This is a genomic window from Pelagihabitans pacificus, assembly GCF_009371985.2.
Taxonomy (GTDB): Bacteria; Bacteroidota; Bacteroidia; order Flavobacteriales; family Flavobacteriaceae; genus Pelagihabitans; species Pelagihabitans pacificus.
In genome coordinates, this window is sequence record NZ_VIKU02000001.1 from 1,604,908 (window position 1) to 1,619,502 (window position 14,595).

Annotated in this window: 8 protein-coding genes; 2 read left to right on the forward strand and 6 right to left on the reverse strand. The window is 44.7% G+C overall.

The window, feature by feature from the left end:
- Positions 1-8 precede the first annotated feature (8 nt).
- Entirely contained in the window at positions 9-1,001 is a 993-nt protein-coding gene (locus FK220_RS06915) for a DUF4837 family protein (RefSeq protein ID WP_152573517.1), read from the forward strand.
- A gap of 83 nt (positions 1,002-1,084) precedes the next feature.
- Here FK220_RS06915 and FK220_RS06920 read toward each other — a convergent pair whose 3' ends face one another.
- The 6 genes from FK220_RS06920 to tatA form a co-directional block, all read right to left on the reverse strand.
- Positions 1,085-1,255 (reverse strand): DUF6747 family protein, encoded by a 171-nt coding sequence (locus FK220_RS06920; RefSeq protein ID WP_166204797.1) that lies wholly within the window; start codon positions 1,253-1,255, stop codon positions 1,085-1,087.
- Positions 1,256-1,586: 331 nt separating this feature from the next.
- Positions 1,587-1,757, reverse strand: a complete 171-nt coding sequence (locus FK220_RS06925; protein ID WP_166204799.1) for a DUF6747 family protein — start codon at positions 1,755-1,757, stop codon at positions 1,587-1,589.
- A 239-nt stretch (positions 1,758-1,996) separates the two neighbouring features.
- Complete coding sequence (locus FK220_RS06930) at positions 1,997-4,909, reverse strand: OmpA family protein (RefSeq protein ID WP_238718920.1); 2,913 nt, start codon at positions 4,907-4,909, stop codon at positions 1,997-1,999.
- A gap of 10 nt (positions 4,910-4,919) precedes the next feature.
- Entirely contained in the window at positions 4,920-5,837 is a 918-nt protein-coding gene (locus FK220_RS06935; protein ID WP_238718921.1) for a PorP/SprF family type IX secretion system membrane protein, read from the reverse strand.
- Positions 5,838-5,875: 38 nt separating this feature from the next.
- Positions 5,876-12,955: a T9SS type B sorting domain-containing protein gene (locus FK220_RS06940; protein WP_152573519.1), complete on the reverse strand. Its 7,080-nt coding sequence runs from the start codon at positions 12,953-12,955 to the stop codon at positions 5,876-5,878.
- Between the two features lie 387 nt (positions 12,956-13,342).
- Positions 13,343-13,525, reverse strand: coding sequence for a twin-arginine translocase TatA/TatE family subunit (gene tatA, locus FK220_RS06945; protein WP_152573520.1), 183 nt, complete (start codon positions 13,523-13,525; stop codon positions 13,343-13,345).
- Positions 13,526-13,725: 200 nt separating this feature from the next.
- Between tatA and FK220_RS06950 the strand changes: the two genes are divergently transcribed.
- Positions 13,726-14,595 (forward strand): M23 family metallopeptidase, encoded by an 870-nt coding sequence (locus tag FK220_RS06950; RefSeq protein WP_152573521.1) that lies wholly within the window; start codon positions 13,726-13,728, stop codon positions 14,593-14,595.

A 14,595-nucleotide genomic window follows, 5' to 3' on the forward strand; every position in this document is an offset into this window, starting at 1 on the left:
AACACTATATGAAATTAAGCAGAACACTTCTCCTCGTTGCATTGATTGTTTTTTTTTCCTGCAAAGAAGGAAAAAGACAAGACTACCTCCCATCGAGTATTGGGCCCATTAACTCCTTAGCGGTCGTTATGGACGACGCCCTTTGGAAAGGGGAGGTAGGCGACAAAGTACGAGAGCATTTTGCCGCCCCCGTATTGGCGCTCACCCTGAACGAACCAAAATTCAGTATCAATCATTTTCCGCCGAAATCGTTTACCGGGACCACTAGAAGCTCGAGGTCGGTTCTTTATGTGATGAAAGACACCCTGGATATCGCCCATATCAAAACCGACCTGTATGCAACTCCCCAGAAGATAGGGGTCATCAAGGGCAGAAACAACGAGGAATTGATAGAGAACATCGAGATGAAGGCCGACGAGATGATCAACGCTTTCAAGACGGTAGAAATCGAAGAAAAACAAAAAAGATTCCTCAAATCCTTAAATAAGGAGGGTGTGATGAAAGAAACTTTCGGGGTTTCTATGGATATTCCATCAATCTACAAGGTAGGCAGGCAGGAAGACAATTTTGTTTGGCTCGATCGGCAAATTCTGAAGGGAACCTCAAATATCATCGCCTACACCGTTCCGGCAGACTTTTTTAAGAGCGACTCTACCTTGGTGCGGGATATTGTACGAATGAGGGATTCCATTGGGGAACTATATATCCCAGGTCCCGACAACCCCGGTAAAATTACGCACATGCGTACCGAGCCAGCCTTTGCCCCCCATGTATTCGCTACGAAAATCGACGGAAAGGGAGCAGTGGAAGTAAGAGGTATATGGGACATAAAGAATTACCCGATGGCCGGTCCGTTTCTTACGTACATTATCAATGACGAAAAAAATGACAGGAAGATGGTCATCGAAGGATTTGTCTTTGCACCGGCCGCGGAAAAGCGTGATGATATGTTCGAACTGGAAGCAATATTAAAGACGATCGACTTGGAAGTGGGGAACTAATAAGGATTCTTCAAGGAAAGTAAAAACCCTGAAACTTACATTGGTTTCAGGGTTTTTTGTTGGTTGGTCATAAGCGTTAGGAATCAGCCAAATGAGAAGCCAGTCGAGAGCCTGAAAATAAAAGCGTATACAGTGATGGCCCATAAAAAGAGACAGAACCAGGAAAAGGCCTTAAAATACCTTTGGAGTATCATATAGGTCCAGTCCCGAAAAGCTTCCACATAAATTTCCTTTACAAGTAGTAATTGCTTCATATATCGTTCTTTTAAATTATGGGACAAAGATGAAGAACCCTGTTTCTTGAAGAGAATTATTTAGATAAACGGGAACGTATCTTCGTTGTTTTTTCGACATATTGCATTTATTCGATGTATGGCATATTTGAGGGGATAAGCGGAGCATTGGGACTGTGAAGGTTTCTAATTAAACAAATGGGTGCGCTCTGTTGGCCCAAAAACCCGCATAAGGGGTTTCTTTTCCGTTGTTCTAATTTATCCAATCAATGCCCTGGCATTTTGTTAAAAGCGTGTCCATAAAAAAAGCACCCATAAAGGGTGCTTTTTTCAGTTAGGTTGGTCGAATATGTTAGTCAAAGGCAAAGCCTGTGGCAACTCTGAAGATAAATGCATAAAGCATTATAGCGAAGCTTGCAAAACAAAACCAAGAGAAAGCCTTGAAATACGATTTGACGAATGCATGGCCCAGGTTCCTAAAAGCTTCCAAATAAATTTCTTTGATCAGCAGGGTAGTTTTCATGTTGTAGATATTTAGTTCGATTTGGTGTTTACTTATCTATATAACTCTAAATCTGATATTTACGTATTTTGCCGAGTTTATTTGTTGTGAAGATCTTAAAGCTTGTTGTGAAACCTGGGTTTGGTTATTGGAATTGCGTTTCAATTACTTTCCTTGAATCCATGTTGCTGGGGAAATGGGACAAAAAAACCCGCTTTCCAGATTCGGAAAGCGGGTTTTAAATCCTTTTGATTAAGTAGTTACATATCAACGATAATGAATTCGGAACGTCTGTTGCGATAATGTTCTTCCTCGGTACAACGTATGCGGCCGTTACAATTATTCAACAATTGCTCCTCACCGTACCCTTTGGCACTTTCTATACGGCTGGCATCGATTCCTTGTGAAATAATGTAATCCCGAGTAGATTTTGCCCTTTTCTCGGACAGGTACTTGTTATAGACATTGCTACCACGTGAATCGGTATGTGATTCGATTTTAATCACCATGTCGGGGTACTCTGTCATGACTTCGACCAGTTTATCCAGTTCGGCGGCGGCATCCTTCCGTATGTAAGACTTATCGAAATCGAAGAAAATCATTTCGGTCTTCAATTTCTTGATACCATCTTCCAAGGCGATCATTTCTTCCAAACGCCGTAGGTTCACGTCTACATTGACCAATTCGTTTTCTTTTGTCGTTACCTCCCGATTATCCTCGAAATATTCTCCTTTGGTGGTTTTCAGGATGTATTTGGTGCTGCTGTCGAGATCCTCGAACACAAAACTGCCGTCTTCTTCGGTGACCACTTCTTTCAGTTTAATGCCATTTTCATCTAGCAATTCAACCAGCGCCTGCGGCATAATGTCGCCGGTTACCATCTCGGTGACCACACCGGCAATGGCATTCAGGTTTTCAGGAACTTCCTCAACAATTAGGCGTTTGAAGGAATAGATATCATCATCTCCTTTACCACCCTCCCGGTTAGAAGCAAAAAAGCCCTGCTGATTTTCTTCGTTGACGATATAGGAAAAGTCGTCTTTATTACTATTTACGGGTTGCCCAACATTAAGAACCTCCATAAAACCCCCTTCCTCATCAATAGCTGCTTCGTATACGTCCAATCCTCCAAGTCCGGTATGGCCATCTGACGAAAAGTACAATTTTTTATCGTTGATGAATGGGAACATTTCCCTTCGTTCGGTATTAATTTCGGGACCTAGGTTCTTTGGCTCCGAGAAATTACCATTTTCCAACACATCAACGACAAAGAGGTCGGTTTGTCCGATGCTTCCTGGCATATCGGAAACAAAATAGAGTTGTTTGCCATCAGGGCTTAACGCCGGATGGCCGGTGGAGTAGGTATCACTGTTGAACGGCACTTCCCGGGCTTCCGTCCATTCACCGTCTACCTTGTTAGACACATAGATTTTCAAGTGGTTCACACCATTTTTATCGCGCTTTAATTTTTTTCCATAGTTATTCCTGGTAAAATACATGGTCGTATTGTCAGGTGAAAAAGTGACCGAAGCCTCATGGTATTTGGTGTTGATTTTCTTGGAGAATTTGATGGCGCCTTTGAGATCTTGGGTTTCTTTGTTTATTTTCGCCACATAGAGATCCAGGAACGGCTGGTTATTCCATTTATACCGCCTGGTATTTAAAAAGGAAGAATCTTTTGCCGATGCAAACACTACCTTACTCGAGTCCAAGAACATGGGGGAAAAATCCGAGTATTCCGTATTGATGCCCATATTCTTAATTTCAAAGTTCTGGGTGGCTCCCAGAATATTGTCCAGTACTATTTCATTGGGTGTAGGGTTGGAATCCTCTAGCTCCCCTTCCTGGGCTCTGTTCATTTTTTTGTTGTAAAGACGCATCAGCTTTTTGGCTCTAGCGTATTTACCGGTGCCTTTTAGGGAATGGGCGTACTTAAAAATATTGTCAGCGGATAGTTCTTTTCCATATTGTTCATACAATACCTCATACCAACTATGGGCCTTTTCCATATTGGTATTAAAGTAATGCGCGTCTGCCGCTTTTTGGATAATGTCGAAAGAGTAATTTTTTTCCCCTTTGGCCAAGGCTTGTTCATAGAGTTCGGCGGCTTCGGCATACCACATTTTGTTGAAATAACTATCTGCCTTTTGAATTAGCTTACTTTTATTGGGAGTATTGGATATGATTGAAGTACTATTGGCTTGGCTTGTCGCCGTTAGCATATCGTAGGATACTTCATCCACACTAATGCTCGTAGCTGTTTTTTGTTCAGCTAACAGCAGCTCTTCGGTACTGTTTGTGGAGGCTGTTCCTTCCGTAGCCTGAATGGTAGCGGTTTCCTCGACGGGTTCGCTTTCCTCGACTTGCATAATCCATACATTGTCTTTATACTTTCCCTCAAGTTGGTCGACACAGGCATCGATGGCATGTTGTCCGCTTGTATGATATTCAAGATACAAATAGTGTAGGCCGGTATCGGAAACGTGAATGCTGCCGGCTTCAAATCCTTTTCTGTTATACTTTTTGAGCAACTTTTTTACATTATCACCATTGCTATATACGCCGGCTATGATGTAGAAACCATTTTTGACCCCTTCTAAATTTCTGAAGGTCCGGGTCGGGATGTTGTTTTCCTTTGCCACTTTTGGAAAACTTGTACCTTTTATATCATCGAACGCTTTTACGGCCTTTTTGGTAGTTTTCGGCGCAACGGTTGTTTCCGAGACCATAATCCAAACAGTCTCCTTGTAGCGGCCGTTGAAATGCGTTGTACAGGCATCGACTGCACCTTGTCCGTCTGCATAATGGTCTATATAAACATAGTTTAATGCAGAAGTGGCATCCTGTAAATAACCGGCATTTAGCCCGGACTTCTTTAGGCGTTGAACGGACTTCTTTGCGTTTTTTAAATTGCCAAAGACCCCCGCAATGACGTAATATCCGCTTTTCGCATTGTTTAAATCGGTAAGCTTGCGATGCGAAATCCCATGGCTCTTTGCCGCTTTTTCAAATTCTTTGCTATTGGAAGGGTTGGCAGATGTGGAAACCGAATGGTCGGAATTTATTTTCAGCGTACCGGTTTCCGCATCTAATCCGTCGATATTAGACGTAGGAGTAAATGCAAAAACTCCCATAAAAAGGAGGAGGCAGTAGGTGGTGATGAATTTTTTCATGATTAGGTTATTAGAAAAATCTGGGGGACTTTAGTTTGTTTTCCCGGGTAATCAATTGATACCGAAGGAAGATCTCATGGGTTCCGGAGTTGTAGTTAATTAGTTCGTTGATACTGTAATCATAGGCATAACCAGCATTAAATCTGGGCGATATCTGAAACCCGAACAGAGCGCTGACAGAATCGTCCCATCTATAGTTAACGCCTAAATTTAGTGTTTCGTATACTAGAAAATTTGCTGAAACATCTACCGACAAGGGGGACCCCAGCACTTGTTTTACAAAGCATGAAGGCTTGAACTTCAGATCTGGGTTCAAGTCGAAGACATATCCGCCGATAAAATAAAAGTGCATGCGCTCCACGGATTGTACTTCTATATTCCGATCATAGTGTTCCGAAGGAAAGAAACTAGGAACCGAAAGCCCCAAATATCCTTTTCCCGTATAATAAAAAATTCCCGCACCGATGGTCGGTAACAGCTTGCCATTCACATTTTCATTGAACTGTACATCATCTTGGTCCCTTCGAATGCCTTTTGACCAATCTACGCTAAAAAAACGCGCACCCGCTTTTAGTCCGAGCGCCAGCTTGTCTCCTTTTCTATTAAGGATAAGTTGGTGGGCATAGTTACCATCAATATAGGTTTCCGAGGCAGGACCCCATTGATCTTGTATGATCGAAAGCCCAACCCCATCCGAAATACCAACGGGAGAATCTATACCGAACGTTATAGTTTTCGGCGAACCTTCTATTCCTACCCACTGGCTGCGGTACAACGACAGAAGGGCCAGATGTCCCCGAGACCCTGTATAACCGGGATTCACGGTCATGGTATTATAGTTGTAAAGGGTATATTGGGGCTCTTGCTGACCATACATGCCAGTAGTTAGCAGGGTAAAGAGAAATACTATTTTAAAGATTCGGGACATTTTCATTGGTTAGATTGATAATCTCATATAACAAGGATTTACCTACTGATATACAACCAACCTGCTTTTGGCGGGGTGGTCCCATCATTCGGGTTTAACGTATAGTAGTAGGTGCCGACCGGTAGTTTCTCGGAGGTGTTCAATGTGGCCCTGCCCATTGAAGTACCATCCCAACTATTGTCATAACCCCTCATTTCAAAAACCTTGGTTCCCCATCGGTTGAATACCTCTAGTATATTATCAGGGTATTGCTCAATGCATTCAATAAAGAAAAGGTCGTTGGCACCATCATCATTGGGTGAAAATTCATTGAAAACGGTTAGGCATGTGGATTGGGTTACTTCAACCGTCGCTTCGTCCCTATCGTTGGAAGGATTGGGGTCGATTTGGTCCATAAAGATCAAAGCAGCCACATTGGTTGTCTCATCCACACTTGCAACCGTCGCGGTAATTTCTAAGCTAGCTGATGCTCCTCCGTCCAAAGAAGGGATTTCCCACGTGGAAGTACCTTCATCATATGCGCCTATAGAGGCGCTGCTTGATACCAACACAAAACCATTTGGTATAATTTCTTCAACACCAATGTTAGTTCCTTCAATGGCACTGAGGTTTGAAGCCGTTATCGTAAATACGACCGTATCCCCTATAACTGCTTGAACCGGTTCAACTGTTTTGATGATTTCGATATCGACCGAGCAGCTGACAATCAGGTTTTGTATTTGCTGGCTGGTGTTGCCATTTCCGTCGTCATAGGTCCATGTAATGGTATAGGTTCCTTCCACATCATAACTAAGCGCATCCGATGATACACCCACAATGGTTCCCATACAGTTGTCGGTAGCTTCCGGAATTACGGTTAAAGCCTCACCACATGCCAGCATAACATCCGGTAAGGGAGCCACATTTGGTATGGGGGCGTCAACATCATTGACTGTAATTAGTTGTTGCACCGTAATGGCATTGCCCGCATCGTCGGCAACGCTATAGGTACGCGTAATTAATTCCGGGTTGCTATTGCCATCGCTGATTTCGCCCATGAAAGTCACGATCGGAGTCAGCGTACAATTATCGTTCTCATCCAGTACCACGGTGGGGTCCGGTGCCGGAACATCTACCGGACAAGAAACGGTCAAAGGAGCGGGATCACTGGCTGTAGGATCTACACTGTCCTGAACGGTAATATCCTGTTGTACCTGAATACTGTTGCCCGCACCGTCGGTAACACTGTAGATTCGTGTGATGACCACCGGATTTACACCGCTGCTCGACTCACTTACAAACGCTACGGTGGGTGCCGCACAATTATCGGCCTCATCCAAGACCACCGAAAGATCTGGTGCCGGAACATCGGAGAGACACTCAAATGATAGGGGGGCTGGATTGCTCGCCGTTGGGTTTTCATTGTCGATGACCTCGACATCAAAGCTATAAGTACCCACATTTCCGTAAGCATCCAATACCTCAAAGGTATTTGTTGTAATACCCACAGGGAACGCGGCACCTGATGGCAGCCCTGAAGTTTGCGTAATTACGAAGTCTAGAAGTCCGCATACACCAAAGTTGCTAGGGTTGTTGGTCGTATCCGATAAATCGATTCCAGGGATGAGAAGGTTGTCAAGTCTTGCCCGACGGCCTGAGGTACCTCCCCCATCCGTATCAAAATCAAAACGCACTCGGTAATTCCCCGTTTGTGTGATATCGATTACTACATTTTGCAAACTGGTATTCACATATACGTAATTATAGATAGGGGTTATGACGCCACCCTCATCTTCCAGGGATACGGTCAATCGAGTATTGTTCCCAACCCGATTCTCAAGGCGGTGTTCAAAGATAACCTGTCCGGTACCATTGAAATAGGTTAACGGACTCACCAACGTCCTTGATTCTGCATTGATGATCTCTTGGGTGTGGAAACTATAAATACCCGGTGTAAACGGACTGGCATTTCGAATTACCGATCCCCAGAATTGCCAGCACTCTGCCCGTAGAAGACCTCTATCTCCCTCTTCAAAATCAGCCATTATTGGATAGGTTCCTGTGCTCATCATACAATTGTCGGAGGCCGAGAGGGTATAGTTGTAAACCGCTGTACAATTTCCCGGATCGTTGTTCAAGGTCTGATTCCCTGGCCCATTTATTTCCGGGTCTACGGCATCTACTACGGTAACGTTGAAGCTACAAGTGGCCGTATTGCCATTGGGGTCGGTAGCCGTGTAAATTACCTCAGTAGTTCCAGGAAGAAACTCGTCGCCCGAATTGTAATTATTGGTAGTCAATGTTGCTATTCCGGAGTTGTCTGTAGCGGTAGGGGGAGTCCAGCTAACCATGGCCCCACAAGTACCGGGATCGGTATTTGTAATGGTGATGTCGGAAGGGCAATTGTTGATGACAGGGTCGATTATGTCGTCTACGGTCACTTCAATTGCCAAGACATCACAGTGACAATTGCTGGCAGAAGGGACCAATTCAACAATAATATTATTATTGGGTCCACAGAAGTTGCTTGCCGTGAACGTTACATTTTCGGTGATTGAACTTCCAGCTACAATGGCTTGTGCTATGCTACCGGTGTAGATGGAAAGCCCTGCTTTTCCGCCGGCACCGTCCGAACAATACACGTCATAGGTAAACCCTGGAGCCAAATCAACCACCCCTGTATTTTCTATACCAAATTCAACCGAGTAATCATAGGTGGCATTCCCATAATCATAATCGTATGAGGCCGTTGCTGCTAGGGTTGTTTCGGCAAGTTCCGGTTTTTGTATGATAACGTCTTCGAAAGTATCACCAGTGGGTATTTCAGAGGTTCCACAAGAAACCCCGAAGCATGACAAAGAGGTAGTAGTCACAAAATTCCGTACTTCTATTCGTGCGTTCGGGTTGCATGTGGCCGGCTCATTTTTGGGGGTAATATCGAGGGTATATCCTATGATTTCCCCATTGTTGACACCACTCGGCATATTGAGTAAAATTTCTTCATGGCTTCCTACGACCGTAACACTATTGAACGTTGCTACATTGGTAGTCGTTGCGACGAAGGAACCAGGCTCGTACTGTAATCCATCAGGCAAAATGATTCGAGCAAAATCCGTATTTCCCGTAGGTCCGCCGACAACAACACTTTCTACAGCAATGGTTTCCGCGTTACACCCAGAAAATGTATTTCCGTTAGGAACCGAAAGGGTGCTTACTGCATCGTAAAAAGGGATAGCTCCGTTAACAATTATGGGATTGGTCGATAGTCTACTACCATCACCGGTTGCAGGGCTGCCACAAGGATTTTCACCATTTGCCGTATAGGTAATCGCCGTATTGGAGGTGAAGTTACATTGGACACTAAGATCCAACTGTATGATGGCAATTTGCGAATTGATAGTCGGGGCGTTTATCGATCCCTGTATTCCTGCATTTGCCCCGATGGCCGTATGGTCGGTTAAATTAATCGTAACTGTACTGCCTACTAAATTTGAGGAGACCGCCTGGATATCCCCTGAACCTTGGGGATACTCTACGTCGACCTGATTCAAGGAAAGGCTGGTAGCATCTCCTGGAATTTCAAAACGCAAAGTGGGATTCGTTAGATTACCGGTGCCTGCATTTCTAATTTCAACAGCGATGTCAAAGTTTGAGCAAACGTCGACGGGTCCACCTGGTTCGTTTAAGATGGCCATTTGAAGTACTGCCTCCTTCGGCTCCAATCTCAAATTTATTGGGTTGATATAGTTCGCTGTAGAGAAATCCGAGGGGTAGGACCCACAATCCCATGCATGCGATACCTCAAAATTGAAGGCGGAACATTGGGTAAAGTCAATCTCAAATTCGACTTTTTTACAAACCCCCGTACCTGCTGTAAACTGGCCCATTTCAATCCAAGTGTTGCCCGCACTTTGAGTGACTACTAGACTGTTTCTTGCCGCACCTATCACCTCGTAGGCGTTCAATACCGTAAAATTTGTTCCATTGGCTACTTGCAACCAGTTGAAATCGATATCGGTGGGGTTGTCCATACATAAATCGACCTCGTAGATTGCTGTCGCCCGGTCACCACTGACAATAGGCTGTGGTGAAGAAAGTAAAAATGCCGGCTGCTCAAAGTTAAAAGTATTGGTGCCTGAGTCCACTACAGCATCGGTAGCATCGGCGTACGCATAATTCTCATAGTTGTAGACCCAATTGAAATTGCTGGTAGGAGGTGACAAACTCGACCCCCTCATCTGAAGTTGAATTCTTGGATAATCGTCACTTTGCTGGTCAAAGTTTCTAAAACTAGGGCCCGGGGCGACTGAAACAGTATTGCCAGCGACCGTTACTATCAAGCCACCGTTCGACGAGCTAGGTGAACCGACAAAATTACTGGTGGCTACTCCCAAATATTCGGCTCCGGTGGGAATCTCGACATCCAGCGAGGTAAAAAGTGCCGGAGGCCTATACTCATTTGGAAATTGATCGTCGGTCACCGTTTGAATCGCCAAATTTACCTGAAGGTCGAATACTTCACAGCCCTGTGACTCCGGATTGTTCGGCACATAGGCATCCAGTCGATTTTTGAAGTAGAAAGCACGATCTCCTAAAATCGTACATCCCGGAACTTTGGCACCCAAAAGACTATTTGTAAAGAACTCCCCTGAAAAATTGCTTAGTTCATATAAGTTTCGTTCGGTAAAGTTGTCGTTAAACGCAAAATGAAGTACCAGATCAACGACATCCGGCTCGGGCCCTCCTCCATTGGGTTCTCCGTAAGTATAGGTAGGGCTGATAATGGTAGCATAGCTCGACAAATCAAACCGGAGTCGATAATTGTTGGGGCTATCGGTAATGATAGTAGGGGTAACCGTTAGCGCGGTACTCTGGGCTCCTGATGACAAGTCATTAATTGTAATGGCACCGTTTAGGAATTGAATAACGTCAGAACCTCCCGCACTGGCACTTTCGGTGGAATAGGTAAGATCAAACCAGAGGTTGTCCGGATTGGTATTGTCCATAACCGCTGAAGTGTTGATGACCATTTCATCACGTGCCATATAGGTTTCCAGGTTATGGCTATTGGAATCCAAAATGACCTTTGTTGACATGGTGTTGTCGGTCCATCCCGCTGTTTCCCTTTGGGCCTCGAATGAGGTGATAGTCGGACCATCACAGACCACAGGGCATTGGGATCGGATTCCTTCGATTGTACCACAATGGATATCCTGCACAAAACAGGAGCACTCATAACGGGTTACATATGATATGGGCACTATTTGGGGGCCGGAGTAGGCAGAACAGTCTATGGTCAGTGGAAACTGAACGTTCATATTAAAGTAGTTGCCCGAATTCAGGTCCGTGGTCGAAAAAACTATAGTATTTGGATCCACCTGTGTAAAGCCGACCGGGCTCCCGTCCAATAATATACCATTTGGTACGGTCAAGGTGACGGTCCAACGGGAACTTGGATCGTTTGAAAAGGGTAATTGCCCATTACATCGAGGGGGGTCAGAACCACCCGCACCCATTCTACCTTGCACACCTACGGTGAAACTTGAGCCGTCAAAGATATCCGTTGGCGAGGAGGTATCAACGGGTCTCCTACTAAAATTGGGATTGTTTAAAAAATGCCGGTATGTGTCCGAGCTTACGTCACACTGATTGTTGGCATAAGCGTCAACAAAAACGGCGAACCCTCGTATGTAGTCTATATTATTGGTGCCGCAGCCTCTGGTCAAATGCTGGTTGCTATAGTCATACGTTAGTTCAGTACTCGCACCCGCGGCAAGATCGTCAAAAAACCCATCACCATCCAGGTCCTCAAGCCCTCCGGGGCCATCGGGATCCGAGATGAAGGTAGTTCTCCCAATAAAATAGGAACCGGCTCCAACACCCCCAAATTGGGTATTGGGTCTAATATCGGGCGTAAACGGATTGCCCCCAAGGCGCAAATTGGAAATCGATTTGCTGTTATCTGGTCTATCATTTCCCCAAAGACCATTTTGTGTGGGGGTCGTAAGTGAAGACGATCCAACACCGAACCCGGTGTTGATTTCGACATTGTAAGCTATCGCAGAAGAGGCGTCATTTGCAATTCTAGCAGTATAGGTGGTGGTGCCGCAGAGCTCGGTATAGCTAGGGTTTAAAACGTTGGTCACATTTATCTGGGGTAGCCCGGTATCCAAAACCACGGCAGCGGTCACCGGAGGAAGCTGCTGACAAATTTCGACGGCACTACACCCCCACGTGGGCTGGTGCCCAACAGTGAGGCTTCCGCAGGATAGCACTTCGAACGATTCCTCGAGGGCGATCGTTTCATTTTCAAAAATACCGTCCCCGTCTCCCACATTGCCTAAAAAAGGAGCCGCAGACAGATCAATGGTATAGGTATAAACGTTACCGGCCACCGTAGTTGGGGTCAAGGTAGTACCGTTAAAGGACAGGGTGTAGGAACCAAAATTGTTGTCAACGGTTACGTTGTGCACAAAATTGGTTAAAGAGCCATTTCCGGAATTGGTGATGTCCAATGTCCTAGTGACTATGTCGCCGATTTCTGCTGGAATATTGTTGTAGTTAAGAACAGCGAGGTAGGCCCTTAAAAAGTTGTAAGAGTTAATAGTGGGATCGTTATCGCTGGCGCTTTGTGGACCATTGAGATCGTCATACGTGATGGTATGGGCATCCTTGAAAAGGCCTCCATTATAGGAATAATTGACGGCATCGCATGAAGCCGTTTTATAGAATCGAAACCTCACTTGATCGGCTACTTCCCAGTTAGCATCTCCTGGTCGTTCCAATCGAAATACAGGAGCGTTCAGGTTGGATATATCTACTACCGTCAAGGTAAAATCCGATGACCCCTGTTGCAACACTATCTGTTCGCTGCCTGGTACAAAGTCAACTCCGTCGGGAAGATCGAAGGCGATTTCAAAGTTGTGAACGGTATTGTTTTTTGCAGTAATTGTAGCCCATGTTCTAGCATCATTGGCTCCACCACAAGGCCCCATATCATGTGAGGTCATGCCTACCCTGAAACGATTGTTATTTATCTGTGCTTCCGCCGTGTTGGTCAGGACAAACAATAGTAATGCTCCGATAAGTACTCTTGGAATCGGAATAGTTAGCAAATGTCGAAAGTGTAGGTTGGGCATGATTCCTTTGCAACTTGGGTCTGATTAGACCATCGCTATGCTCAGTGGCAAAATGCGCGGTCTTATCTTTATTTACACATCATTAACGGCAATTTTAACATTTGCAATACGTCAAGTACCTTGATTGTTGTAAGGACAAGGGAAAGCTGTGGTGAGGAAAGGATATAGTTGTGGTGTAAGGAGGATTTCTTTGGGTTTCCAGGAACCACCACTGAGACTCTTGGATGATAAGTAGCTATAGCTCAAATAAATGACAATATTATACCGGTCGTTTTTAGAGCGGATGTTAACATGGATACAAAAGTTGGTGTATCGAAAGAAACGAATACCGGAAATAAAAAAGCCCCTGGAGAAATCCAAGGGCGACAAAGATATAGGATGTTTTTTCTATTCTTTCTTTTCCTCTAATTTATCATCCTCTTTCGAGGCATCTTTAAATTCCTTGATACCACTTCCAAGGCCTCGCATCAGCTCTGGAATCTTTTTCCCGCCAAAGAGAAGCAGTACGACCACGACGATTAATATGATTTGAGGAGCTCCAATCGCCAAAAATGTTTGTAACGCTACCATAGTTTATGATTTAATGGATATCAAAGATACTAAAAAAGTCCATAGGATGTTCGTAATACTAACGTAGCTTTCCATTTTTAATTGCCCAAGCCTTTTAGGCGTTTTTTCCCGTCAACAGAAGGAATGGCTTTTTCGTGGGCAGGCATAAATTTTATTCTCCAGCCGTAAAAATTCAATACGAAGCGTATCTTTGTGAAGCTATGGCCAAAAAAGTCAGAAAAAGAGGGGAAATTAAAAGAAAGCTGCTGCACAAGTATCGGTTGGTCATCCTGAACGAAAGTACCTTTGAGGAGAAGATTTCATTTAAGCTGAGCAGGCTGAACGTGTTTGTTACCGGGTCTCTCTGTATCATTGGTCTTATTGGCCTTACTACACTTTTGATTGCCTTTACCCCATTGCGGGAATATATTCCGGGCTATTCTTCGACCAAACTTAAAAAGCAGGCCACTGAACTTACCTACAAAACAGATTCCCTTGTACGTACCTTGAATTATACCAATAGGTATTTAGATAATGTTCGTATGGTTCTTAGGGGGGACATTGAAAACAACGAGATTAACCGGGATTCACTTTTCGAGCGTTTTAAACTGGATCCGTCAACGGTAGATCTTACCCCGATCAAGGAGGATTCGCTTCTGAGGGCCGAGGTAGCGTTGGAAGATAAATACAATTTGTTCGAGCGCAACGTAAACAGCACCATCCTGGTGTTTTTTCCACCTTTAAGTGGAACCATATCACAGGCGTACGATGCCGAGAAAAAGCACTACGCGGTCGATGTGGTCGCACCAAGGGAAACTCCAATTAAGGCGGTCGCCGATGGGACGGTCATCTTCGCGGAATGGACGGCAGATACCGGACATGTCATTATAATCGAGCACAAGGACGGATTGCTGAGTGTCTACAAACACAACGGGTCCTTGAACAAAAGCCAGGGTGATATTGTGACCTCGGGTGAAGTGATCGCCTCCGTCGGAAACACCGGCGAGCTGACTACGGGTCCACATCTCCACTTTGAACTTTGGAATAATGGCACTCCCGTAAACCCTACGGACTATATCGATTTTAAATAG